Source organism: Aureimonas altamirensis, from assembly GCF_001463885.1.
Taxonomy (GTDB): Bacteria; Pseudomonadota; Alphaproteobacteria; order Rhizobiales; family Rhizobiaceae; genus Aureimonas; species Aureimonas altamirensis.
This window is the reverse complement of sequence record NZ_BBWQ01000002.1, coordinates 1-24852: the sequence shown is the minus strand read 5'-3', so window position 1 is coordinate 24852 and position 24852 is coordinate 1. Positions and strand designations below refer to the sequence as shown.

21 protein-coding genes and 1 pseudogene are annotated in these 24852 nt (G+C 66.2%); 4 read left to right on the top strand and 18 right to left on the bottom strand.

Annotated features, from left to right (window positions below):
- The first annotated feature begins 10 nt into the window (after positions 1-10).
- Complete coding sequence (locus tag AUL31_RS02025; protein ID WP_060600553.1) at positions 11-892, top strand: uracil-DNA glycosylase; 882 nt, start codon at positions 11-13, stop codon at positions 890-892.
- A 157-nt stretch (positions 893-1049) separates the two neighbouring features.
- Entirely contained in the window at positions 1050-2369 is a 1320-nt protein-coding gene (locus AUL31_RS02020) for an MFS transporter (RefSeq protein WP_073468969.1), read from the top strand.
- On the opposite strand, the gene AUL31_RS02015 is transcribed toward AUL31_RS02020, so the two are convergent.
- Positions 2350-3303 carry a DMT family transporter gene (locus AUL31_RS02015; protein ID WP_060600551.1) on the bottom strand — a complete coding sequence of 318 codons (954 nt, stop codon included), beginning with the start codon at positions 3301-3303 and terminating at the stop codon, positions 2350-2352. The two genes, AUL31_RS02020 and AUL31_RS02015, sit on opposite strands and share 20 nt — an antisense overlap.
- Positions 3304-3455: 152 nt before the next feature.
- On the opposite strand from AUL31_RS02015, the gene pepN reads away from it, so the two are divergent.
- On the top strand, positions 3456-6110 hold the full coding sequence (gene pepN / locus AUL31_RS02010; protein WP_244489296.1) for an aminopeptidase N: 2655 nt from the start codon (positions 3456-3458) through the stop codon (positions 6108-6110).
- Between the two features lie 152 nt (positions 6111-6262).
- A complete protein-coding gene (locus tag AUL31_RS02005; RefSeq protein ID WP_244489295.1) occupies positions 6263-8578 on the top strand; it encodes a PAS domain-containing sensor histidine kinase in 2316 nt (771 codons plus the stop codon).
- Between the two features lie 23 nt (positions 8579-8601).
- Here AUL31_RS02005 and AUL31_RS02000 read toward each other — a convergent pair whose 3' ends face one another.
- The 17 genes and pseudogenes from AUL31_RS02000 to AUL31_RS20850 form a co-directional block, all read right to left on the bottom strand.
- On the bottom strand, positions 8602-11541 hold the full coding sequence (locus AUL31_RS02000) for a bifunctional [glutamine synthetase] adenylyltransferase/[glutamine synthetase]-adenylyl-L-tyrosine phosphorylase (RefSeq protein ID WP_244489294.1): 2940 nt from the start codon (positions 11539-11541) through the stop codon (positions 8602-8604).
- Positions 11542-11558: 17 nt separating this feature from the next.
- Positions 11559-12935 carry a sensor histidine kinase gene (locus tag AUL31_RS01995; RefSeq protein WP_082646736.1) on the bottom strand — a complete coding sequence of 459 codons (1377 nt, stop codon included), beginning with the start codon at positions 12933-12935 and terminating at the stop codon, positions 11559-11561.
- A gap of 26 nt (positions 12936-12961) precedes the next feature.
- Positions 12962-13636, bottom strand: a complete 675-nt coding sequence (locus AUL31_RS01990; protein ID WP_060600545.1) for a response regulator transcription factor — start codon at positions 13634-13636, stop codon at positions 12962-12964.
- Between the two features lie 136 nt (positions 13637-13772).
- Complete coding sequence (locus AUL31_RS01985) at positions 13773-15293, bottom strand: Do family serine endopeptidase (protein ID WP_060600542.1); 1521 nt, start codon at positions 15291-15293, stop codon at positions 13773-13775.
- 102 nt (positions 15294-15395) lie between these two features.
- Positions 15396-15845: a cytochrome c-type biogenesis protein gene (locus tag AUL31_RS01980; RefSeq protein ID WP_060600540.1), complete on the bottom strand. Its 450-nt coding sequence runs from the start codon at positions 15843-15845 to the stop codon at positions 15396-15398.
- Positions 15842-17827 carry a heme lyase CcmF/NrfE family subunit gene (locus tag AUL31_RS01975; protein WP_060600538.1) on the bottom strand — a complete coding sequence of 662 codons (1986 nt, stop codon included), beginning with the start codon at positions 17825-17827 and terminating at the stop codon, positions 15842-15844. Before AUL31_RS01975 ends, AUL31_RS01980 begins: the two co-directional genes overlap by 4 nt.
- The gene (ccmE, locus tag AUL31_RS01970) at positions 17824-18297 is read right to left on the bottom strand and encodes a cytochrome c maturation protein CcmE (protein ID WP_060600536.1); all 474 of its coding nucleotides are present in this window, start codon (positions 18295-18297) and stop codon (positions 17824-17826) included. Before ccmE ends, AUL31_RS01975 begins: the two co-directional genes overlap by 4 nt.
- Entirely contained in the window at positions 18294-19433 is a 1140-nt protein-coding gene (gene ccmI, locus AUL31_RS01965; protein WP_060600535.1) for a c-type cytochrome biogenesis protein CcmI, read from the bottom strand. Before ccmI ends, ccmE begins: the two co-directional genes overlap by 4 nt.
- A gap of 165 nt (positions 19434-19598) precedes the next feature.
- A complete protein-coding gene (locus AUL31_RS01960) occupies positions 19599-19985 on the bottom strand; it encodes a hypothetical protein (RefSeq protein ID WP_060600533.1) in 387 nt (128 codons plus the stop codon).
- Positions 19986-20037: 52 nt separating this feature from the next.
- On the bottom strand, positions 20038-21438 hold the full coding sequence (locus AUL31_RS01955; protein WP_060600531.1) for an ATP-binding protein: 1401 nt from the start codon (positions 21436-21438) through the stop codon (positions 20038-20040).
- Between the two features lie 3 nt (positions 21439-21441).
- The gene (locus tag AUL31_RS01950; protein ID WP_060600529.1) at positions 21442-22107 is read right to left on the bottom strand and encodes a response regulator; all 666 of its coding nucleotides are present in this window, start codon (positions 22105-22107) and stop codon (positions 21442-21444) included.
- Positions 22108-22117: 10 nt separating this feature from the next.
- Positions 22118-22381, bottom strand: a complete 264-nt coding sequence (locus tag AUL31_RS01945) for a hypothetical protein (protein WP_060600527.1) — start codon at positions 22379-22381, stop codon at positions 22118-22120.
- Positions 22382-22504: 123 nt separating this feature from the next.
- Positions 22505-22909, bottom strand: a complete 405-nt coding sequence (locus AUL31_RS01940; protein WP_060600525.1) for a DUF3168 domain-containing protein — start codon at positions 22907-22909, stop codon at positions 22505-22507.
- A gap of 129 nt (positions 22910-23038) precedes the next feature.
- The gene (locus tag AUL31_RS01935; RefSeq protein ID WP_060600523.1) at positions 23039-23401 is read right to left on the bottom strand and encodes a hypothetical protein; all 363 of its coding nucleotides are present in this window, start codon (positions 23399-23401) and stop codon (positions 23039-23041) included.
- 228 nt (positions 23402-23629) lie between these two features.
- Complete coding sequence (locus tag AUL31_RS01925) at positions 23630-23872, bottom strand: hypothetical protein (protein ID WP_060600521.1); 243 nt, start codon at positions 23870-23872, stop codon at positions 23630-23632.
- 4 nt (positions 23873-23876) lie between these two features.
- Positions 23877-24227 (bottom strand): hypothetical protein, encoded by a 351-nt coding sequence (locus AUL31_RS20180; RefSeq protein WP_073468968.1) that lies wholly within the window; start codon positions 24225-24227, stop codon positions 23877-23879.
- Positions 24228-24468: 241 nt separating this feature from the next.
- Positions 24469-24804: pseudogene (locus AUL31_RS20850) on the bottom strand (lysozyme); the annotation flags it as partial.
- Between the last annotated feature and the right edge of the window lie 48 nt (positions 24805-24852).

Sequence of the window (24852 nt, the reverse complement as noted above, 5' to 3'; positions counted from 1 at the left end):
TGATGCGATCATGACGATCTTCGAGCCTGCAACGCCGATTCCCTCAGCCGCCCTGGCCGCGCTGCTGCGCTGGTACGATATGGTGGGCGTGGACGGATTCGTCGGCGAAACCGCGCGCAACCGCTTCGAGGAAACGGCGGTGGAAAATGCCGCGCGCAAGGCGACGACAAGGCCGCCGCAGACGCGGTCCGTGGCCGCCCCGGCGGCGCCGCCCCCCGTAGAGGCGCAGGCGCGGCAGGCGACACCGGCGGCCATTCCCGCATGGACCGTTCCGGTGCCCGGCACCGTGGCCGCCGACGATGCGCGCGACATGGCGCGGCACGCCGCGTCGCTGGCCGATCTGCAGGCTGCCTACGCGGCCTTCGAGGGGTGCGCGCTCAAGGCGACGGCCAAATCGCTGGTGTTCGGCAATGGCGCGGAGAACGCATCGCTGATGCTGATCGGAGAGGCTCCGGGGCGCGAGGAGGATATTGCCGGAGAGCCGTTCGTCGGCCGGTCCGGGCAATTGCTCAACCGCATGCTGGCGGCAATCGGCGTGGAGCGGACAGATGTCCGCGTGACAAACATCATCGCATGGCGGCCACCGGGCAACCGCTCGCCGACGCCGGCCGAAACCGAGATGTGCCTGCCCTTCGTCCTGCGGCAGATCGAGCTGGTGGCACCCAAGGTCGTCGTGTGCCTCGGCTCTCCGTCGGCCAAGGCGATCCTGTCCAGCAATGACGGAATCATGAAACTGCGCGGTCGCTGGAACGAGCTTTCGTTGCCGGGCCTTCCGGCGCCGATCCAGGCAACGGCCCTGCTGCACCCTGCCTATCTGCTGCGCCAGCCCGCACAGAAGCGATTGGCCTGGCGCGACCTGCTGGCCGTCAAGGACAGGCTGCACCGCGACTGACAGGATCGCGTCGGTTCGGCCGATGAATGTCGGAAAGGCGACACGATCCGTCGCTATGAGACTGGCGAAGGCGGTGCGGTGCCAATAGAGCATGTGCGGATGCTCGCGCCCGGCGGACGGTTTGGCGCCCATCGACAGAACACCTGCAAGGCCCGACATGCGCGCTCAACTTCTGCCTATCATTTCTCTGCTGACGTCGACTTTCTTCCTGATGGCCGGCGCCGGACTGCAGGGCATCCTCCTGCCGGTTCGCGGCTCTTTGGAGAACTGGTCTCCGTATCAGATCGGCTGGCTGGGCACGGGCTACGCGATCTTCTTCACGGTCGGCTGCCTGATCGCACCGCGCGTCGTGCGCAGCGCCGGGCATGTCCGCACCTTCTGCAGCCTGGCCGCCCTTCTGGCCATCGCGATCCTGCTTCACGCGATGATCGTTTCGCCGATCGGCTGGATCCTCTTGCGCGGCGTATCGGGTTTTGCGCTGGCCGGCTCGTACATGATCATCGAAAGCTGGCTGAACGAGCGCGTCACCAATGAATCGCGCGGGCGCATCTTCTCGCTTTACATGATGATATCGATGGCCGCGATGATGTCCGGCCAGTACGTTCTGCCGTTGAGCAATCCGCTGCTGGCCATACCGTTCATGCTGTGCGCGATCTTCTTCTGCCTTGCCGTCATCCCCAACGCCCTGTCGCGTGCGCAGAGCCCCAAGCCGTTGACCCAGGTCCGGCTGGACCTGCCGGCCTTGTTCCGCAACTCCCCGGCGGCGGCGGTCGGCGTGTTCCTAGCGGGCGTGCTGGCCGGTGCATGGTCCAACATGGCGCCCGTCTTCGGCACGGAGCTCGGCTTTTCCACGGCAAGCATCGCAACGCTGCTGGTGGCCACCATGGCCGGCGGCATGGTCTTCCAATATCCGCTGGGCCGTCTGTCGGACCGCATCGACCGACGCATGGTGATGACGGGCATCGGCGCGATGGGTGTCGTCGTGGCGACGGCGGCCATCGGCATTTCGTCCACCACGCCGGCGGTGCTGTTCTTCTTTGCCTTTCTGCTCGGCGGCATGATCTATCCGGCCTATTCGCTGGCCGTCGCCCACGCGAACGATTTTGCCGACGCCGCCGATTTCGTGAAGATTTCGGGCGGCATGCTGATTCTCTATGGCGTCGGTACGATGGGGGGCCCGCTCTTCGCCGCCTTCCTGATGGAAAACTACGGCGCCATGGGCATCTTCGTGGCCACCGGCTCGGCCCACGCGGCCTATGCGGCCTACACCCTGTATCGTACGACGCGGCGCCAGTCGCTGCCGGCCGAGATCCGCGACGACTTCCAGTCGACGCCGCTGGCCCGCACCCAGACGCCGGCCACCTTTGCGCTGGACCCGCGCGCCGAAGTGGCGAACGAAATCGCCACGGCGCAGCACGACGACGAAGAGGGTTTCCCGCCCGAGGCCGGGCCGACCGTCAGGGAGACGGCGGGCTGACCTTGCGGGCGCGCCGCCGCTCCAGCCCCAACCGGTGCTCTCGAAAGATAATGAAGAGGCCCGCGGATATGACGATGCAGGCACCCAGTAGCGTCGTTGCCGTTACCTCTTCGTTGAAGACGAAGTAGCCGATCACCACCGCCGCTATCATGGACGTGTATTCGAAGGGCGCGATGGTGGACGTGTCGGCATAGCGGTAGCAGGCCGTAAGCAGCAATTGCCCGACCCCGCCGCAAAGGCCCGCCCCGACAAGCAGCATCGCCTGCCTCCCGTCCGGCACAACCCAGCCGAACGGCACGGTCACCAGGGCGATGATGCTGCATGTCATGGAAAAATAGACGACGATCGTGGCCGTCTTTTCATGTGCCACCAGCCGCCGCACCTGGATCATCGCGATTGCCGCCATGGCGGCGCCGCCCAGCGAGGCCAGCGCGCCCACCGCATGGGCCGAATCCATGTCGCCCGAAGACAGGCTGAAATTCGGCGCGGCCACGATGACGATGCCGCACAGGCCAACAAGCACGGCAACCCAGCGATAGGCGCGCACAACCTCTTTCAGGAAGATCGCTGCGAAGACCACCGTCAGGAGCGGCGCCCCGTATGAAAGGGATATCCATTCCGGATAGGGCAGCCGGGACAGCGCGAAGAAACCCAGCCCCATCGAGGTGACGCCGACGATGCCGCGAATGAAATGGCCGCCGACATCGTCGGTGGCGAGAGCCGTCCTGAGATCGCCAAGCCACCAGAGATAGATGACCACCGGTATCAGCGCGAAGAAGGACCGGAAGAATACCAATTGCCCCGCCGGGACATCGTCGCCCACCGCCTTCAGGCAGGTCTGCATTCCGACGAAGATCATGACGGACAGCACCTTGAGGCCGATGCCGTAGAGCGGGCGCGGCTCCTGATGCGATGGCTTGGGCAGGCTGGGCATGGAAACGAGGCCGGACTGGACGCGGAGGGAACGAAAGTAACGGATGTTACGCCAGTCTTATTATCTCAACCGGCTTGCGTCGACCCATCGGCGCGGTGCAAACGGATCAAGTTCCCACCGTCGCGGTGGCATAGCGTGAGCGCGACGGCGGCATGACCAGCGAGGACGCGATGCGCGACGAAGACGGCGTTACGATCAGGCTCGAGGATTACCGCCCGGCCGACTTCCAGATCCACCATGTGGACATGACGGTCCGGCTTTTCGAAGGACATGCGGAGATCGACACGACGCTGGAGCTCGAGCGCCGGCCCGGCGCGCCGGCCGATGCGGAGCTGCGCCTCGACGGCGACGAACTCACCTTGACGACGCTGGCGCTGGATGGCGTTGCGGTGCCGGCCCAAGGCTTCGAGGCTGCCGCAGACAGGCTCACCTTGCGTGGCCTGCCGCAGAGCGGGCGGTTCAGGCTGGCGATCGGAACGCGGATCGAGCCTGAGCGCAACACCAAGCTGATGGGCCTCTATCGGTCCAACGGGGTCTGGTGCACGCAATGCGAGGCCGAGGGGTTTCGCCGCATCACCTATTTCCTCGACAGGCCGGACTGCCTTGCCACCTATCGCGTGCGGCTGGAGGCCGACCGCGAGGCTGCCCCTATCCTGCTTGCCAACGGCAACCCCGTCGGCGGCGGCCCGCTGGGCGAGCTACGGCATTTCGCCGAATGGTTCGACCCGCACCCCAAGCCTTCCTACCTCTTCGCCGTCGTCGCAGGCCGGCTCGACGCCGTAAGCGAGACCTTCGTGACCGGCAGCGGACGCGAGGTGGCCCTGACCATCTATACCGAGCGCGGATTGAGCGAGCGTGCCGGCTACGCCATGGATGCGCTGAAACGATCGATGCGATGGGATGAGCGCCGTTTCGGCCGCGAATACGATCTCGATGTCTTCAACATCGTCGCCATCTCGGATTTCAACATGGGCGCGATGGAGAACAAGGGGCTGAACGTATTCAACCACAAATACGTTCTCCTCGACCCCGACACAGCAACGGATGCCGACTACGCCGGCGTCGAAACCGTCATCGCACACGAGTATTTCCATAACTGGACGGGCAACCGCATCACCTGCCGCGACTGGTTCCAGCTCTGCCTCAAGGAAGGGCTGACGGTCTACCGGGACCAGGAGTTTTCGTCGGACGAACGCTCGCGCCCCGTCAAGCGGATCGCCAGCGTCCATACGCTGAAGGCGAACCAGTTCCCGGAAGACCAGGGGCCGCTGCAGCATCCGGTGCGCCCGACGCAGTACCGCGAGATCAACAATTTCTACACGGCGACGGTCTACGACAAGGGAAGCGAACTGGTCCGGATGATCGCCACCATCCTCGGCGAACAGAAATTCCGGGCCGGGATGGACCTGTATTTCGAGCGCCATGACGGCGAAGCGGCGACCATCGAAGACTTCGTGACCTGCTTCGAGGATGCCGGTGGCATCGACCTCAGCCAGTTCTTCCTGTGGTATCAGCAGGCCGGGACGCCGAAGCTGGAGGTTTCGCAGATCTACGACGAGACGGCGGGTCGGTTGACGCTGCGCCTGCGCCAATCCCTCGACAAGGGCGCGGCAGGCACGGGCACCCGGCCGATGCATATTCCGGTTCGCTACGGGCTGGTGGGCGCCAACGGACAGGATCTCGACGTCAGCGGGGCCAGCACCGACGCGCGCGTCGACGGAGACCTCATCCACCTGACCGGCGAAGAGGCGACGGTCACGTTCGACGGTCTCAGCGGACGTCCCTATCTGTCCATCCTGCGCGATTTCAGCGCGCCCGTGGATCTTCGCTACAACGAAGCGGAGGCCGACAGGCTGGCGCTGGCCCGGCTGGACCCCAACCCGTTCGGCCGGTGGCGCGCCCTGACCGACATGGTGGGCGACGCGCTCGTGGCGGCCATCCGCAACGGACAGGACGCCGCCCCGGACAGTGTCCTCGACGCCATGGTTGCGGCGGCGGCCGACGAGACGCTGGAGCCGGCCCTGCGTGCCCAAATGGTGAGCCTGCCCGGCGAAACGGAGCTCACGCGGCTTGTTGCCAGGGATGTGGACACAGACGTCATCCATGCGGTGCGCGTCAGCACACTGGCCGCCCTTGGCCGGCGGGGACAGGGCACGTTCGAGGCGCTCCGCCGCGAGCTGGCCGACACGGGCGCTTTCTCCCCCTCGGCACAGGCCGCCGGCCGGCGCGCACTCAGGAACACGCTTCTGGCGCCGCTGGCCACCGCCGCCCGCGATCCGTCGGTTGCGGTGACGCAATACGAGACGGCCCGCAACATGAGCGACCGCCTGGCCGCCCTGACCGTCCTGACCCATCATTTTGCCGGGTCCGCCGCCGCAGAGACGGCGCTTGGCGCCTTTTACGAACGCTTCGTGGACGATCAGCTTGTCCTGGACAAATGGTTCATGCTCCAGGCGAGCGCGCCGGACGCCGGCACGCTGGACAAGGTGGTAGCGTTGGCCGCGCACCCCGCCTTTCGCCTTGCCAACCCCAACCGGGCCCGCGCTTTGCTGGCCGGCCTGGCAGGGCTGAACCCCTACGTCTTCCACCGGGCCGACGGCGCCGGTTACCGCTGGATGGCGGATATGCTGGGCAAGCTCGATACGCTGAACCCCCAGACCGCGGCGCGCATGGCCACGGCCTTCCGCTCGTGGCGGTCGATGGAGCCGAAGCGCCGCGAGGCGGCACAGGCAGCCTTGAGCGAACTGGCCGGACGGGATGGCCTGTCGCGCGACCTGGCCGACATACTGGACCGCACCCTGCGCTGAAAGATCAACCCTTTCGCAAGGGTTTTAGCCCTTGGCGCACTGGACAAGTGATTCGGCCTCTGATTCATTGAGGCCGATTCGGGGGCCGGGCGGCGTAGGCGCGGCGGCAACGGCAAGCGGGGGCAATTGCCATGGTGGCGGACGCTGGGGGAGTGCCGGCCAGGCGCGGCATAGGCCGCCTCAGGCCGGTGCGCGCCACGCTCGACGGCCTGTCGCAAGCCGGCACGTGGCTGAAGCGCTTTTTCAGCAACCCGCAAGCCAATCTTGCCGGCCTGGAGCCGGGCCTGCGCAAGGCGATCCCCTTTCTTGCGGTGCTGTTCCTGATCATCCTGGCATTCGTGCGTTTCGTCTCACTGATGGAGCATCGCGGCGCGATCGAGACCGCGGCGCGCGAGCGCCTTGCCATAACGGCAACCATGCTGCGGCTGGACGACGCGCAAGACGGCGCGGGAGCCGCCACGGCGGCGGCCAGTGCCCGGCGCCTCCTGTCCGAGGCGCTGCCCCTCGGCATCGCCGACCACGGCGCAAAGGCTGTCGTGACGGATATTTCCGGCCGCATCGTTGCCTCCACCAATGGTGCGGACGCCCTGGTAGGCCGGAACGCAGCGGAATCCTTGGGCCAGGCGGAAGCACTGCTGGTCTTCGGCGAGCAGGCCGGCGTCATGCGTGCGGATATCGACGGCGAGGTTTCGCTGATCGCCGGAAGCATCCTCAATGCGCCGCTGGGTGCCGTCGTTCTGATCCAGCCGGAGCGCGCTTTGTTTGCCGACTGGCGGCGCATTGCCTCGATCAACGTCACCTTGTTCGCGCTGACCGGCATCGTGCTTCTGACAATTCTCCTCGCCTATTTTCGCCAGTCGGCACGGGTGGCAATGACGGACGCCATGCTTGCCGAAGCGCATCAGCGCGTCGACACCGCCCTGTCGCGCGGCCGTTGCGGCCTGTGGGACTGGGATCTGGCGCGCGGACGCATGTACTGGTCGCGGTCCATGTACGAAATCCTCGGCATGCGACCGCAGGAAGGCGTCCTCTCGTTCGGCGAGGTATCGCGCCTGATCCATCCGGATGACGGCAGCTTCTTCGAGATCGCGCGGCAGATCGCATCCGGACGCCTGGTCAATATGGAGCGCTCCTTCCGCATGCGCCGCTCGGACGGCCAGTTCATCTGGCTGCGCGCGCGCGCCGAAGTCGTGCGCAATGCGCAGAACGATATCCATCTGATCGGCGTGGCGGTGGATGTCAGCGAAAACCAGACGCTGGCGCGCATGACGAACGAGGCGAACACCCGCCTGCAAAACGCGATCGAGAACATCTCGGAAACCTTCGTGTTGTGGGACAGCCAGGATCGGCTCGTCCTCTGCAACTCGAAGTATCAGGAGGTCTTCGGCCTTTCCGACAGGGACATCGCATCCGGCGCGACGAAGGACAGCATCTCGGCAAGGTCGCGCAAGCCGATCGCCGAACGCAAGCTCACCAGCCCCAGCTTCGTCGCGGGCGAGCGCGCCTCCGAGGCGCTGCTGGCGGACGGCCGATGGCTGCAGGTGTCCGAGCGCCGGATGGGCGACGGCAGCTATGTGTCCATCGGCACCGACGTCACGCAGCTCAAGGTGCATCAGGAAAGACTGAGCGACAGCGAGCGGCGCCTGATGGCCACCATCAACGACCTGTCCGCCGCCCGGCGCGATGCCGAGGCCAAGGCGCGCGCCCTTTCGGAAATGAACGAAAGCTACATCGTCGAAAAGGACAGGGCGGAAGGGGCGAACCGCGCCAAGACGACCTTCCTTGCCAATATGAGCCACGAGTTGCGCACGCCACTGAACGCCATCATCGGCTTTTCAGAGATCATGCGCGATTGCGCCTTCGGGCCTATCGGCAACGAGAAGTACAGCGAATACGCGTCCGACATTCATCAGAGCGGGCACTATCTTCTCAAGCTCATCGACGACATCCTCGACATGTCGAAGATCGAGGCCGGCCGCATGGTCATGGCGCTCGAGCAAATCGATGTCGGCGCCGTCACCGGCGAGGCCATCCGCATCCTCGAAGTGCAGGCGGCAGCCAAGAAGCTGACCCTCAAGCGCGAACTTGCGGCCGAGATGCGCCTGAGAGGCGACCGGCGGGCGATGAAGCAGGTTCTGCTGAACCTGATGTCCAATGCGGTGAAGTTTACGCCCGATGGCGGCACGGTACGGCTGCGCACGCGCATAGCGGGCGGCCATGCGCTGATCTCCATTGCCGACAGCGGCATCGGCATTCCGGCGTCGGCCCTGTCGAAGCTGGGCCTCCCCTTCGAGCAGGTCGAGAACGAACTGACCCGCACGAACAAGGGTACGGGCCTTGGCCTGGCGATCGCCCGCTCGCTGGTGGAGTTGCAGGGCGGGTCCATGCGCATCTCCAGCCGGGTCGGCCGCGGAACGGTGGTCTCGTTCCGGATGCCGCTTCTGTCGCCGGCCGGCACGGACGCCTGAGCGCACCGATGCCGCCCAATCCATCAGCCTGCCTTGGCATCGGCCAGCGGTAACAGCTCTTCGAAGGCCGCGCGCACCGTTTCCGCGCGCCGGGCGATTTCGGGCTCTATGCCGGCAATCTCCTCCTGCCCGATCGCCCGCGCCATACGCTCGGCAAGGCCCCGTGGAAGATCTTCCACCGTGCGCGCACTGCCTGTGCCAAGCCGGTTCAACTGCACGATCCGGGTAAACAGGCGCATCGTCTCTGCCAGCTTGCGATCGATCAGCTCGGGACGCGCACTCTGCAGCGCATCGAGTATGTCGGCCGTCGAGGCGCCGATCAGCGTGTCGGCGACCGTGCCGGACAGGATCGCCCATTGCGCGATGAATTCCAGGTCGATCAGGCCGCCGGGAATGAGCTTCAGGTCCAGCGGACCGCGGGCCGGCTTGTCGCGGCCGATCCGCATGCGCATCGCCGCCACATCGGCGGCAAGCCCCTCATCATGCCGATGCACGTCGATGGCTTCGCGGATGATGGTGCCGACCTCTTCCATGAGCATCTGTCCGCCGACGATCGGACGCGATCGGGTGAGCGACATGCGCTCCCAGGTCCATGCCTCTTCGCGCTGATAGCGGCGGAAGGCGTCCACATGTGTCGCCAGCGGCCCCTTGTTGCCGGACGGCCGCAGGCGAAAATCCACCTCGTAGAGCACGCCCTCGGCCATCGGCGACGTCATCGCGGAAATCAGGCGCTGCGTCAGCCGCGTATAGTAAGTGGACACGGGCAGCGGCTTTTCGCCGTCCGATTCCTCGGCATCCTCGTCGTGATCGTAGAAGAGGATCAGGTCCACGTCGGAAGATGCCGTCAGTTCGTGGCTGCCGAGCCGGCCAAGCCCCTGAAGGCCGATCCGCCCACCCCGCACGCGGCCATGCCGCAGGGCGAACTCGGCCTCCACCGTGCGCAGCAGTGCCGGGATGATCGTATCGGCAAGGTCGGACAGCGCGGTGCCCGCCTCTTCCCCTTCGATTGCGCCCGACAGGAGACGCACCCCGATCAGGAACTTCTGTTCGTTGGCGAAGATGCGCAGCCTGTCGAGCCGGTCCTCGTGCGATGGGGAATCCGCAAGGAAGGCATCCAGCCTTTCGCCCATCAGCGCGCGGGTTGGCAGCTCTCCGTAGAAGGTCGGGTCGATGAGGGCGTCGAAGACGTGGGGCCGCCGCGCGATGGTTTCCGTCAGGCCCGGCGCGGAGGTGAGGATCAGCGCCATGAGATCCAGCAGGCGTGGGTTGGACGTGATGAGGGCAAAGAATTGCAGGCCGGCCGGCAACCCGGCAAGGAACCGGTCGAAGATCGCGATGGCGGCATCGGGATCCCGCCCTTCGGCAAAGGCGGACAGGATGTTGGGCAGCATCCTGGCGAGCTGCTCGCGTGCCGCCTCCGAGCGCATCGCACGATAGCGGGCCGCGCCCCAGCCGGAGACGATGTGGGCGATATCCTGCGGCCGGCGATAGCCGGCCTCCCGCAGCCACTCCAACGCTTCCTCGTCCGTTTCGTCGCTGAGCGCGGCCACCACGGCCGGCACGTCGCAGGCCTCCTGCCGCCCGGCGAACAGGCGGGCGAACCGCTTGTCGACGCGCGCCAGATGCATCAGCAGGGTGCGGGAGAACAGGTCGAGCGATGGAAACCCGGCCAGAAGCGCCACACGGGCAAGCTCATGGGGTGCGTCGGGCAAGGTATGGGTCTGCTCGTCGGCCATCATCTGCAGCACATGCTCCACATGCCGCAGAAACCAGTAGCTCTCGATCAGTTCGGCGCTGTCCTGTGAAGAAATCCAGCCGCCTTCGGACAGACGCTGCAGCGTATCCACCGTGCGCCGCTGGCGCAGCTCCGGGGCGCGCCCGCCGGCGATGAGTTGCTGCGTCTGGGCAATGAACTCGATTTCGCGGATGCCGCCGCGCCCCAATTTGACGTTGTGGCCGACAACGCCGAGACCGCTGAAACCGCGATGCCTGTCCATCCTGTCCTTCATGTGCTGGATATCGCGGATGGCCGAGAAATCCAGATAGCGGCGATAGACGAAGGGCGTGATCGCAGCCAGGAACTCGTCCGCGGCGACCGTGTCGCCGGCAATGCAGCGCGCCTTGATCATCGCCGCGCGCTCCCAGTCGCGGCCGGCGCTTTCATAGTAGACGAGGGCCGTCGGAAGCGGGATGGCAAGCGGCATGGCCGAGGGGTCGGGCCGCAGCCGAAGATCCGTGCGGAACACATAGCCCTGGCCGGTGCGCTCGCCGATCATGCGGACCATGCGCCGCGCCAGCCGCGAGAACATCTCGACGCATTCGGGCGGGTCGACGATGGCCGGCACATCCGGATCGAAGAGCAGGATAAGATCGATGTCGCTGGAATAGTTGAGTTCGCGCCCGCCCAGCTTGCCCATGCCCAGCACGAACAGCCCGCATCCAAGTTCCGGCCTGTCCGGGTCTGGCAGTTGCAGTTGCCCGCGACGGTGCAGGTCGGTCAGGCAGAAGCGCAGCGCACGGCTGGTACAGGCTTCTGCCAATGCCGACAGATGGCGGGTGACATAGTCCTCGTCCTCGACCCCGAACAGATCCAGCAAAGCCACGAGCAGGCTGAATTCGGACTTGGCAAGGCGCATCGCCGCCATCTCGCCCTTCTCGCCGGCATCCGCAGCCAGCGGTTGGGCAAGCTCGCGCAGGATATCCGACAAACGGGCCTGGGCCGATTCCGCGAACAGACGCTCGAGCCATTCGGGATGGGCGAGCAACAGCCCGTTCAGATAGGTCGACAGGTCCATGACGGCGCCCAGCCTTTGGCGGTCTGCCGTATCGCGCGCAAGGAAGCGGGCGAGCCTTTCGCAGCCGGCTTCCGCTGCTGCCGCGCCGAGATCGGCAAGCCAGGCCTCTGCCCGCGCCGCATCCATTGGAACAAGCTCCGCCTGCCCGCCGATCAGACTGTCCGTCACGCCCATGCCCCTCCCCATTACGCCGGGGAGCTTATCCCGTCGGGGAATTCGATCACAACCCGCAAGCCGGGTGCCCCATCTTCGATATGCACCGCGCCGCCGTGCAGCCGCGCGATGGCCTGCACCAGCGACAGGCCCAGCCCGGAGCCGGGTTTCGTCCGGCTGGAATCCAGCCGATAGAAGCGCTCGAACACACGTTCGCGCTGCGCCTCGGGGATACCCGGCCCATTATCCGCGATCACCAGGCGGCAGATGCCATCCCGCCTGGTCACGGATACCAGAACCTCCGACGCCCCGCCGGCGGCAACACCGTATTTCAGCGCATTGTCGATCAGGTTGGAAAGCGTCTGCGCGATCAGCTCGCGGCTCACCATCGCTTCTACCGGGCCGGGGGTATCTACCCGCAAGGTTGCGCCGGCCTCTTCGGCCAAAGGCTCGTACAGCTCGGCGACATCGGCCACCATGGCCGACAGGTCGACCTTGACCTTCTCCACCGGATGAGACCCCGCCTCCACCCGCCCGATCATCAAAAGCGCGTCGAAGGTGCGGATCATCTGGTCGGCTTCCGCCACCGCAGCTTCCAGCGCCTGGCGCGGCTCGGCCTGGCGGTCCACCAGGGCAGCCTCGGCCCGGTTGCGCAAACGGGTCAGCGGTGTCTTCAGGTCGTGGGCGATATTGTCGGATACCTGGCGCAGTCCTTCCTGCAGCAGGGCAACGCGCGCCAGGAGGGCGTTCATGTTTTCGGACAGGCGGTCGAACTCGTCCCCGGCGCCCGTGACCGGCAATCTCTCGTTGAGATCGCCCGCGAGGATGCGGCGCGACGAGCGAGACATGAGGTCGAGCCTGTGAAGGGCGTGACGGCCGACGAACAACCAGGCAAACAGCGCGCCGGCGCCCATGAGGCCGAGCGCCAGCACAAGCGCGTCGCGTACGACGGTGCGGATGCGTTCGACGTCGGTCGTATCGCGGCCGACAAGCACGCGCATGCCGTTGGGAAGCGTCACCACCTCGGCCACGGCCATGTGGTAGCGGTCGGATTCGTCCTCGGTGAAGCGTTCGTATCCGAATGGGCTGCCGATGAAGCCGGTCTTGTCGAGAACGCCGAAATCGAGGCTCTGAACGTTGCCGGACAGGATACGCCCGGTCGGGTCCGTGACGAGGTAAAGAGAAGCGCCCGGCTGGCGGGACCGCTGGTCGATGGACCGCACCAGCGCGACGATGCCGCCGCGGCCGTAGACACCGCCCAGCTCCCGGATTTCGTCCGAGATGATCGCGCGGCTCTGCTGCTGCAGGATGCCGGCCGCCGTCGCCGTGACATAGACGACGAGAACGATGGCGAAGATGGCGAACAGCGTCAGGAACACCGCCGAGAGGCGGACGGACGTCATCCGCATCAAGGCGCGCAACTTCCGCACCGGCGTCAATCCGTTCGCATGATGTAGCCGGAGCCCCGCACCGTATGAAGCAGCGGCGAGGAGAACTCGCGCTCGATCTTGGATCGCAGGCGAGAGATATGCACGTCGATCACGTTGGTCTGCGGGTCGAAATGATAATCCCAGACATTTTCCAGAAGCATGGTGCGGGTGACGACCTGGCCGGCATGCTTCATCAGATATTCGAGAAGCCGGAATTCGCGCGGCTGCAGGATGATGGGCTTGCCGCCGCGTCGAACCTCGTGGGACAGCCGGTCCAGCTCAAGATCGCCGACCCGGTAGGTGGTTTCCTGGTCCTTGGCGCCACGGCGGCGGCCCAGCACCTCTACCCGCGCCAGAAGCTCCGAAAATGAGAACGGCTTGGTGAGGTAGTCGTCGCCTCCGGCGCGCAAGCCCGTGACGCGATCATCCACCTGGCCCAGCGCCGACAGGATCAGCGCCGGCGTCTGGTTGCCCTTGGCACGAAGCCCCGAAATGAGCGACAGGCCATCGCGCCCCGGCAGCATCCTGTCGACGATCCAGACATCATAGCCCTGCGTGTCGGCAAGGTTGAATCCGGTATCGCCATCGGCGGCACGGTCGGCCACGTGGCCGGCCTCCCGCAGAGCCTTGACCAGATAGGACGCCGCTTCATTGTCGTCTTCGATAAGCAATATTCGCATGGGGGAAGATGTAGCGCCGTTCGGCGCCTCTGAAAACTGTGTCGTGCCGGCCATCTGCATCGCCCTGACCCTCACTCTGTGCAAATCGAAGCGACGCGGGGACGAACCCCGCGCCGCAATGGCTGAGCTTTCGCGATCAACCCTCGTCGATCGGCAGGGCGACGAAGCGGTTCTGATCGCCCGAGCGGATCTGGAACAGCGCCGCCTTGCGGCCGGCATCGGATGCGGCCTTGATGGCCGACTCGATATCGCCCTGGCTGCGGACTTCCGTACCGTTGACCGCAACGACGACATCGCCCACCTGCACGCCCCTGGTGGCGGCTTCGGAGTCCGGATCGATATCCGTCACCACGACGCCGTCGCCATCGTCGGAGGGGGTCAGCTTGAGGCCATAGCCCGCCAGCGCCGAAGGATCGGTGGGGACGCTGCGCTGCGTGCCGTTGGCCGAAGCCGACTCATCCAGCGATGACAGATCGCCCAGCGTGACCTTGAGGTCTTCCGCCGCGCCGTTGCGCCAGACGGTGATGTCCACCTCGGCACCCGGGCGGAAGTTGGCGATGTCGCGGGCAAGCTCGCGCGGGGTATCCACCGTCTGCCCGTTGACCGCGGTGATGACGTCGCCGGTGCGGATGCCGGCCTTGGATGCCGGCGTCTCGTTGTCGGGAAGGGTGACGATGGCGCCCTTGTCCTCGGAAAGGCCGACGGCGTCGGCAATGTCCTGGGAAACCGGGGCGATCTGCACGCCCAGCCAGCCGCGCTGGACCGAGCCGTTCTGCCGCAGCGAGTTGATGACGTTCTGCGCGGTGGACGCCGGAATGGCGAAGGCGATGCCCACATTGCCTCCGGACGGCGAGTAGATGGCCGTGTTGACGCCCACGACCTTGCCTTCGAGGTTGAAGGCCGGACCGCCGGAGTTGCCGCGGTTGACCGCCGCGTCGATCTGCAGGAAGTCGTCATAGGGGCCGGCGCCGATGTCGCGACCGCGCGCCGAGATGATGCCGGCGGTCACCGAGCCGCCGAGGCCGAACGGATTGCCCACGGCCACCACCCAGTCACCGACGCGCATGCGGGTGTCGTCGGCGAAGTCGACATAGGTGAACTTGACGTCGTCCTCGTTGACCTTCAGCAGCGCCAGGTCGGTGCGCGGGTCCGTACCGACCAGCTCGGCGTTGTATTCCTTGCCCTTGTCGGTCACGACGGTGAAGTTGTCGCCGTCCGCCACAACGTGGTTGTTGGTGACGATGTAGCCGTCATCGGAAATGAAGAAGCCTGAGCCCTGAGCCATGCTCGGCCGCTGCTGCGCACGCGGCCCCGGCCGGCCCTGCGGGCCGCCCGGCTGGCCCGGATTGCCGAAATCGAAGAAGCGGCGCAGCGGATGATCTTCGGGAAGGTTGTCGAAGGGCGACTGCATGCTTTCCCCGCGCGAGGCGACGGGGCGGGTTTCGCCGCGCACCCGTACCGACACGACCGCCGGGGAAACCTTGTCTACCACATCGGCGAAGCCGAACTGCTCCTTGGGGTTCTCGACCGTCACCGGCTGGGCATTGGACGGATAGGTGTTGGTCAGAACGCCACCGAAGGCAAAGCCGGCAATGCCGGCCGCAAGCGCGGCGGCGCTGACACGGCGCTTCAAGCGGGTATCCAGGAGCGTTTTCATCGAGCGACCTCTCAAGAGTGCTGAAACCAGTCGGGACAGCCGTTGCGCCGTCCCTGTCGCATCGATGTATAGTGGCGGCAGAATTACGGTAGCTTTGCCGCCTCATGAAATGTTCGTAAGGTTCTTCAGCTCCCGCTCTTCCTCTTCCGTCAGGCGTGGCTCGCTGCGATGCCGGCCGCGGGCGCGCACCAGAAGGAAGACCAGCCCGGCCAGCAGCAGCAGCACCGGAAAGCCCCACAGGAGAGCGGTGCCGAGGCGGAAGGGCGGGCGCAGCAGCACGAATTCGCCATAGCGATCGGTGAGATAGGACATCACCTGGCGGTCGCTGTCGCCGGCCTCCAGCCTTTCCCGCACCAGTAGGCGCAGATCCCGCGCCAGGGGCGCATCGCTGTCGTCTATCGACTGGTTCTGGCAGACCATGCAACGGAGCCCGGCCGACAGCGACCGGGCGCGGGCCTCCAGCGCCGGATCAGCAAGCACCTCGTCGGGCTGCACGGCATGGGCGGGGAGCAGCGCCGCAAACATCAGCATCAGGGCGAACAGCAGCCTCATGCGCCCGCCTCCAGCGACGCGGGCTTGCGCCGCCGCGCCGGCGCGCCGACACGCAGGCGCCTGTCGGCAAGGGAAACCGCCCCGCCAAGCGCCATCAGCACGCAGCCGTACCAGATGAGCGTCACCAGCGGCTTGTACCAGACACGCACGACATTGGCCCCGCCATTGGCCGACGCGTCGCCCAGCGACACATAGGTCTGGCTGAAGACGTGGGTGTAGATGCCCGCCTCGGTGGTCGGCATCTGCCGGGCCGGATAGAAGCGCTTGGCGCTTTCGATGGTCACCGTGCGGCGGTTATCGCGCACCAGCGAGAAGATGCCGACATCGTCGTGGTAGTTGGGGCCGTTGCGCGGTTCCAGCCGTTCGAAACGCAGCGTATTGCCGCCCACCTGCACCGTATCGCCGGGCGCCATCACGGTGACCGTCTCGGTTTCGAAGGCGCTGACGGCCACGATGCCGAGCAGCGTCACGCCGATGCCGAAATGCGCCAGCGCCGTGCCGAAGGCCGAGCGCGGCAGGCCCTTGAGGCGGGCAAGGGCAACGCGCCACGGCGCCTTGGGCAGGCCGGCGCGGTAGCCGAGATCGGCCAGGCTGCCCAGCATGATCCAGAATGCCAGCCCGAAACCGAAGGCGGCAAGGATGCGCGTGCCGTGCGTCAGGGCAAGGGTGATGATGGTGACGGCCATCGCGGCCCCCGCGACGGCATAGAGGCGCTGGGCCGCGGCGGCCAGGTCGGCCCGCTTCCAGGCCAGCAGCGGCCCGAAGGGCATCGCGAACAGAAGCGGCAGCATCAACGGGCCGAACGTCATGCTGAAGAAGGGCTCGCCGACGGAGATCTTCTCGCCGGTCAGGACTTCGAGGCCGAGCGGGTAGAGCGTGCCGATCAGCACCGTGGCGGTGGCGGTGGTGAGGAAGAGGTTGTTGAAGACGAGCGCCCCCTCGCGCGAGATCGGCGCGAACAACCCTCCTCCCTCCAGCTCGCTGGCGCGGAAGGCGAACAGCGCCAGCGAACCGCCGATAAAGACGAACAGGATGGCAAGGATGAAGACGCCGCGCTCCGGGTCCACCGCGAAGGAGTGGACGGAGGTGAGCACGCCCGAGCGCACCAGGAAGGTGCCGAGAAGCGATAGCGAGAAGGTGAGGATCGCCAGAAGGACGGTCCAGATTTTCAGCGCCGAGCGCTTTTCCATCACCAGCGCCGAATGCAGCAGCGCCGTGCCGGACAGCCAGGGCATGAAGGAGGCGTTCTCCACCGGGTCCCAGAACCACCAGCCACCCCAGCCGAGCTCGTAATAGGCCCAGTACGACCCCATCGCGATGCCGGCCGTCAGGAACACCCACGCGGCCAGTGTCCACGGCCGCACCCAGCGTGCCCAGGCGGCGTCGATGCGACCGTCGATCAGCGCAGCCACGGCAAAGGAGAAGGAAACCGAGAAACCGACATAGCCCAGATACAGCAGCGGCGGATGGATGGCGAGGCCGATATCCTGCAGGATCGGGTTGAGGTCCTGCCCCTCGATCGGCGCGGGGAATATGCGGGTGAAGGGGTTGGAGGTGAACAGGATGAAGGCCAGGAACGCCAGCGTGATCCACCCCTGCACCGCCAGCACATTGGCCTTCAGCGTGGCCGGCAGATCGCGGCCGAAGCTGGCGACGAGCGCGCCGAAAAGCGCCAGGATCAGCACCCACAGCAGCATGGAGCCTTCGTGATTGCCCCAGACTCCGGTAATCTTGTAGATCATCGGCTTCAGCGAATGCGAATTCTGGACGACATTCAGAACCGAGAAATCGGACCCCGCATAAGCCGTTGTGAGAGCCGCGAAGGACAGGCACAGAAGCGCGAAGATGCCGATGGACGTCGCCGAGCCGGTTTCCATCAGGCGCACATCGCCGCGCAGCGAGCCCACCAGCGGAACAAAGGACTGCACCAGCGCCAGGCAGGCCGCCAGAACCAGCGCGAAATGGCCGAGCTCGACCGTCATGAGCCTGCCCCCCGGACGGTGGAGGCGGGCGGCAACGGCTCGCCCTCCTGCCAGATGCCGCGCGCCTTCATGTCGTCGACGATTTCCTTGGGCATGTAGGTTTCATCGTGCTTGGCCAGCACGGTATCGGCGGCGAACACCCGGTCGGCCCCTAGCAAACCCTCGGTCACCACGCCCTGCCCTTCGCGGAAAAGGTCGGGCAGCAGGCCGGTATAGGTGACGGCGACGCTTTCCACCGTATCGGTGACCCGGAAGCGCACGGTGTTTCCGTCGCGCTCCACGGACCCGGTCTCCACCAGGCCGCCCAGGCGGATGCGCTGGCCGTCGCCGGGCGCACGCGCGACGATGTCCGTAGGCGAATTGAAGAAGGCGACACTGTCGGACAAGGCCGTCAGCACAAGGCCGGCCGCCGCGGCCACCACGGCCACCATCGCCGCCAGGCCGGCGGCCCGCTTCTGCTTGCGTGTCATTGCCCCTCCCCTCCGAGCGCATCGGCCAGCCCAAGCTCTTGCGCCAGCGCCGCGATGTCGCCCCGCTCCGGCGTGCCGGGTTCGAACGCCCGGCCGGCCGCCTGCAGGGCATCGCCTGCCCGTGCGTCGTCGCCCAGTATGGCATAGGAGCGGATCAGGCGCTTCCATCCCTCGACATCGGCGGGCGCGGCTTCCAGCCGCGCGGCAAGGCCCGCCACCATGCCCTCGATGCGCTGGCGCCGCTCTTCCGGCGGCAGGGCTGCGATTTCGGCTGCGGCGGCATCGGGCATTGGAGCGGCGTTCGTGCCTGAGCGGGCCCGCGCCTCGGCAAGGGCTGGCTCTGCGAAGCTACGCCACGGGGCCTCCGCCGGGCTGTCGTTCAACAGCGCCTGCCAGGCGTCTGCCGCCTCGGCAAAACGCGCCTGCTGCATGAGCTGCAGGGCAAGGAAAAAGCGCGGCAGCAACACCTGCGGGTCCAGCGCCAGAGCCGCGCTGAATGCCTCCGCCGCCTGCCCGGTGACACGCCCTTCCGACGCCATCACCTGCGCTTCGCCGAAGCCGGACAGCCGTGTGGGGGTGGGCCCCAGTATGTCGATGGCGCGCCGGTACGCATTTACGGCCTTTGTGGCCTCGCCATTGCGCAGATAGATCGGCGCCAGCGCATCCCACCCCTGGCCCTCGTTCGGATTGGTTGCCAGTCGCGCCTCGGCCATCGCAACAAGGGCGGCGACGTCGCCGCCATCGGGCGTGGCTTCGCGGGCGGCCAAGGGCATGTCGCCGGCGTCCGGCGAACCGAAGGAAAGATAGCCCGCGATGGCGGCAACGGGAATTGCGACCATCAGCATTGCCGCAACAGACCGGGAGCGCGACCGGCGTTGCGGCGCCTGCTGCGCCGTGCCGGCATCGGCTGCCTTCAGAAGCCGCCGTCCAATTTCGGCACGGGCGATGGCCGCCTCGGGCGCGGCGATGACGCCACGGCGGACATCGGCCTCCAGCTCGTCGAGCTGCGCCCGGTACACGACCATGTCGTGTTCGGCGCGGTGTGCGGCAGGGGCGGCCTCGCGGCGTAGCAAGGGCCAGACGCAAGCCAGACAGACAACGACCGTCAGGGCGCCCGCGATGATCCAGAACAGCATTTCCAACCCGATGCGACCGGCGATCCGAAACAGGAATCCATTGACGGTGCCCGACCGACGCCTGGAACCGTTCCAGACGCTTTAACAAAGTGTTGCGCGAAAACACAGTCACTTCCCTATCAGGAAGTGACGGAGCCTATCTGCAACGGAAGAAGTATGGACCGCTCAGGCTACCGGCGTCCAGACGTCGCCGGTGCGGCAGGCCGAGCCGACCTGCTGCACCGTCCGGCCCTGCCGCGTAACCGTATGCGTATAGCCACGGCAATCCTGGGAGCCGACACGATAGAGCTGCGTCGGCACGACCTGCCCCGCAAAGGCACCATCCTGCCAGGGCACGGGCTGGCCCACGGCGCCGAACTGAAGGGCCTGATACTCTGCCTTCAGTGCCGCCTGCTGCGCACTCCCGCCGAGACCCATCCCGACCAGCTCGCTGCCGAGCGCGCCCTGGGCGATCGATGGCGCGGCGGCCTGGCCTGCACCGCCCGCCGAAAGGCAGCCGCTCAAGGCGAGCGCGGCGGACACGAGAACGAGGGTTTGGGCAAGACCTTGCATGGAAAACCTCTGGCGAGGAACGCACATTGAACATATCGGGCATTGCGCCCGTTCAAGACATTGTTCCCTCTACGGCCCGTGGCAAGAGCAATTCTGCGCGCAAGCCCCCGATGGGGGCATTGCCGAGACGAAATTCCCCGCGGTATTGCAAAACTGTATCCGCCACGATCGAAAGGCCGAGCCCGCTGCCGGGCTTCGCCTCATCCAGGCGGCGGCCCCGTTTGGTTGCCTCTGCCTGCTCCTCCGGCGACAGTCCGGGCCCGTCATCGTCGATCGTGACGCGGAATCGGTCATTCCCCTCGGCATGCAGGCGCACCTCCACGCGGCCTGCCGCCCATTTGGCGGCATTCTCGACGAGATTGCCGATCATCTCTTCGAAATCCTCGCGCTCCCCTGCGAAAACGGCCCCATCCATATCGCTCGAAAGCGACAGGTCCAGCGCGGGGTTCAGCCGCGAGACAACCTTGGCCACGCGCTCCAGCGACGGCATGACCGGGGTTCGGATGACGGCGCCCTGCCCCAGCGCGGCAAGGCGCGCGCGGTCCAGATAGTGCTGCACCTGAACGCGCATGCGCTCGCTCTGCTCCGCCACGAGGCGTCCGTGCTCGCCACCGATCGACGCCGCCTCGTTGGTCAGGACCGCGATGGGCGTTTTCAACGAATGCGCAAGGTTGCCCACCTGCGTGCGTGCCCGTTCGACGATACGCCTGTTGCTGTCGATCAGGGCGTTCACCTCGGCGGCAAGTGGCTGCACCTCCACCGGCAGACGGCCGGACAACCGCTCGCTGCGACCGGCCCGCACCTCGCCCAGGGCCTGGCGGACACGGCGCAAGGGCGACAGCCCGTACAGGATGGCCAGTGCGTTGATCAGGATGGAGCTGGCGCCGAACCCGCCGAGATAGATCGACAGGCTGCGGTTGAACCGCGCGACGTCGGCTGCGACGACATCGGCATTGCCCATCACGCGAAACCGCGCCGCGTGGTTGTCGCCGTCCAGCACGACTTCGGCCTCTTCGACATAGACCGTCTCACCGTCGAGACCGGGCGCTTCGTAGGAGCGCCGATACTGGCCGTCGAACGGCGATTCCGCCGTCGTCGGGGCAGCGATCTCGCCCGGCCCCAGCGAAAAGGACGCAAGCCGGCCGGACGTGTTGTCGCTGGCGGGAAGCACCTCCCAGTACCAGCCCGACAAAGGCTGCGAGTAGCTGAGATCTCCGAGATCGGGAGAGCCGGACAAGGCACCCGTCTCCGAAACGGCGACGGTGTTGACGAGGTTGAAGAGCTGGGCGCGCACGACGGCCTCGAAGCCGGCCTCGGCCGTCTGTCGATAGAAGCTGGAGATCAGCCCGCCAACCACGATGAAGGCTGCGATGGCCCACAGGCTGGACAGCGCGACGACGCGCACGGCCAGACTGTCGGACAGGCGCGTGCGCAGGGTGCGCAAGGTTCCCATGCGCTAGCCGTGCGGCGCGGACAGGCGGTAGCCCAGGCCGCGCACGGTTTCGATCATATCGCTGCCGATCTTGCGCCGAAGCCTGCCGATGAAAACTTCGATCGTGTTGGAATCCCGGTCGAAATCCTGGTCGTACATATGCTCGGTCAGTTCCGATCGGGAAACGACATCGCCCTGATGATGCATCAGGTAGGCCAGCAGCCGATATTCGTGCGAGGTCAGTTTCAGCGGCGCGCCATCGAGCGTCGCGCGGGAGGCGCGCGTATCCAGGCGCAGCGGACCGCAGTGGATTTCCGACGATGCGTGGCCGGCCGCACGGCGGATCAAGGCGCGGACACGCGCCAGCACCTCCTCGATGTGGAAGGGTTTGGCGACATAATCGTCGGCGCCGGCATCGATGCCCGCCACCTTGTCGCTCCACCGGTCACGCGCGGTGAGAATCAGCACGGGCATGGCGCGTCCGTCGCGTCGCCAGCGCTCCAGCACGGAAATGCCATCCATCAGCGGCAGGCCCACATCCAGGATCACGGCGTCGTAAGGCTCGGTATCGCCGAGGAAATGGCCTTCCTCGCCGTCGCTTGCGCTGTCCACGACATAGCCGGAATTGGCCAGCGCAGCCGTGAGCTGCCGGTTCAGGTCTTTGTCGTCTTCCACCACGAGGATACGCATGGCGGCGTCCTTACTGCGGAATTGTGAGCGTTACGCGGCGCGGCCGGCTGCCATCGCGCCCCGGCACCAGCACGGTGACGACGCAAACCGTGCGCCCCCCTTGCTGGGCGGTCGTGACCGACAGAACCTGCCCGCCCGATTGGGCGGCGGCCTGCGAAGCAGCTGCGGAACAACTGCCCTGCGCAATGGCGTCGCCTGGCGGGACTGCGGCAGCGCCCGCCGCCAGCGCGGCGACCAGGCCGGCGATACGCAGTCGACCCTTCAATATACCCATGTGAGGTTCCGGCCGTGTCGTCGGTTCAATCGTCAATCCGTGGCAAGCGCCCCATGCCAAGCCACCATCCTTATGGAATAAGGCAGAAAGCTTGAATGTCGAATGAACGAGCGGCGCGGCCCGTCATGCCAGCGGCCGCCGGACGGCCAGGAAGCGAAGCAGCCCGTGGTAGTTGGGTTCCTCCGGCTGCCGCCGCGCTTCGGCGAACTGCAGTTTCAGATGCACGACGCCGCTATCGGCCACCGGCAGGGCCTTGTCGTGAAGGGCCTCGCAAAGCCGATCCATGATCTCGAACGTGGCGGCCTTGCTGCCGCCGCCGGTCCAGACATGCAGCGTCAGCACGTCTTCGGCGGCATTGTCGCGCCCGCAGGTCCAGTCCACGACAGCCGTCCGCCCCAGCGTGACATAGGGGAAGTCGTGCCCTTGCACCGAGCGGCCGAAGACGTTCGGCCCTCCCAGAAGCCGCGTTACGGCGGCATCTGCGGCAAGCGTGGAAAGGATTGCGGTTTCAACTGCGGCTTCCGCCATCTCGCGCGCTCCAGGTTCCGAATGCGATCCACTTCGGTAACATTGGTTAATGTGACGTGAGTTGGGGCGGTTGTCCACGATGCCGGCAAGGGAATCATTCACCTTGTCGGGAGCGTCGAAGGCTGTGGCTCAGGCCATGTAGGGCCAATTTTCCGGCAAGGCGGGATTGCCTCCGATAAAGCGCCGGCCGGCAATGACGGAACCAGGCAGCGGCAGCATGGCCGGAGCAGCCCCGCCTTCGCAGAACCGGGCCAATTCTATGAGCGTCTGCTCCGACAAGAGGGCGCAACAGGCGGCATGCTCGCCCTTCGGCGCGACAACCGTGCCGGCCCATCGCAGGAAAACATACCATGGCGTCTGCAGCGCCCATTGCCCCGGGCTGCGGGTGGGGTCGAGAAAGGTGGCCGGCATACGCCGCGAGCCCGCTGCCGCCCTCTCGGCCGTAATGTCGGCGACAAGACCGGCGCCGTAACCATCATTCAGTTCAGCCATGCGTCCACTCCACTCGTATCGAAGTCATACCCTCGATACCAATATCCTTCATATTTTCAATTTCGAATTTTGAGTCGCATTGTTTTTCGCCGCGCACCGCGCAAAATTGCCACTTATAGTTTCTTTTCAACAGGCTTATCCCCGCCAGAGCCACGGCATCGACAAGGATTATGGTCCTATTCGATTCGATGGATGGGCGCGTGCGGGCGTACCCGCACGCGCCGCCCGTCATCGGGTCAGGCCTCGCATCCAGGCCGACAGCTTGATTCCCGCATCCCACACCATGACGGCCCCAAGGAAGGCTCCTGCCAGAGAGATGATCAGCCACCTCAGGAAGCGGCTGACGGTCATGGCCGAGCGGACGAGTTCGACCCCCGAGCGTATCAGGACGACATCCTCTTCCGTCAGATGCGCGAGGTAATCCCGGATCGCAGGGTCCAGCGCCGCGAAACGCGTCGTTTCCTCTTCCATCGGATCAGCGCCCGATGGGGCGTGTGGCGCGCCAGCGCCCATAGAGCGTGCACGCCGCCCCTATGGCCGAACCGGTCGCCGCCAGAAGCGCGGCGCCCACCGTCGGGTCGAACCAGTCCGCGCCCATGCCGAGAAGCGGCAACACAGGTGCGATGGCAGAAATGACGGCGCCCCAGGTAACCCGGGAGCGGTACCAGCTTTCACCATTGTTCAGGTGCTCCAGCGCCGGCAGGATGTGCCGTGTCACCACCTCGGCAGCGGCGGGCACGTCCGCGGCTGTCAAGGACAGCGACGGGCTGTCGGCAATCTGCTTCAGGGCGGCGGATATGGCCGGAGCGATCGATCGTGTGGGCATGGCGAGGTCCTTGCTGCTTGTGAAGAAAATGTCGGGAAAGGCCGTCATGCAGCCATCGCGGAAAGAAGCGCGGCCACGTCCACGCAGCGGCCCCTGGCCCACTGGACGGCGCCGCCGCGTGTTGCCGTGTAGACATTGGCAACGCCGCCATGGCCGTAGACGCCTTCCAGGAACAGCTTCCGTTCCAGCCGGCGTCTTGGCAGAATTTCGGCGGGCTTGCGCCAGGCGAAAAACCCTCCGCTGCCCGCAACCGGTCCCCGCGGTTCAATGCGCGCGTCAGCCCGGCATAGCGGATGGCCCCGGTATTGTAATGAAAGCTGACCAGCGCATCGAATTCATGCTGGCTTAGGGGAACCGTCACCGCGGCGTCGACTTCGGCCTCGTAGCGGGCAACGTCGTGCCGGAACAGATCCAGCGCCGCCTCGACGCTCAGGGCCGAAACCAGGGCCTTCGGGTCAGGCGGCCCGGCTGCCGCGGTATGGCCGACCCCGACCGTCCATACGCCGGCACAATCCTTGTAGGGCGACGTGACGATGCCTTCGTGCCCCGCAAGCTCGGCGAGGCCCCGTGAACTCATTTTCATCCATCTGTCTCCTGAAACAAAAAACCCGCCGGTACGGCGGGA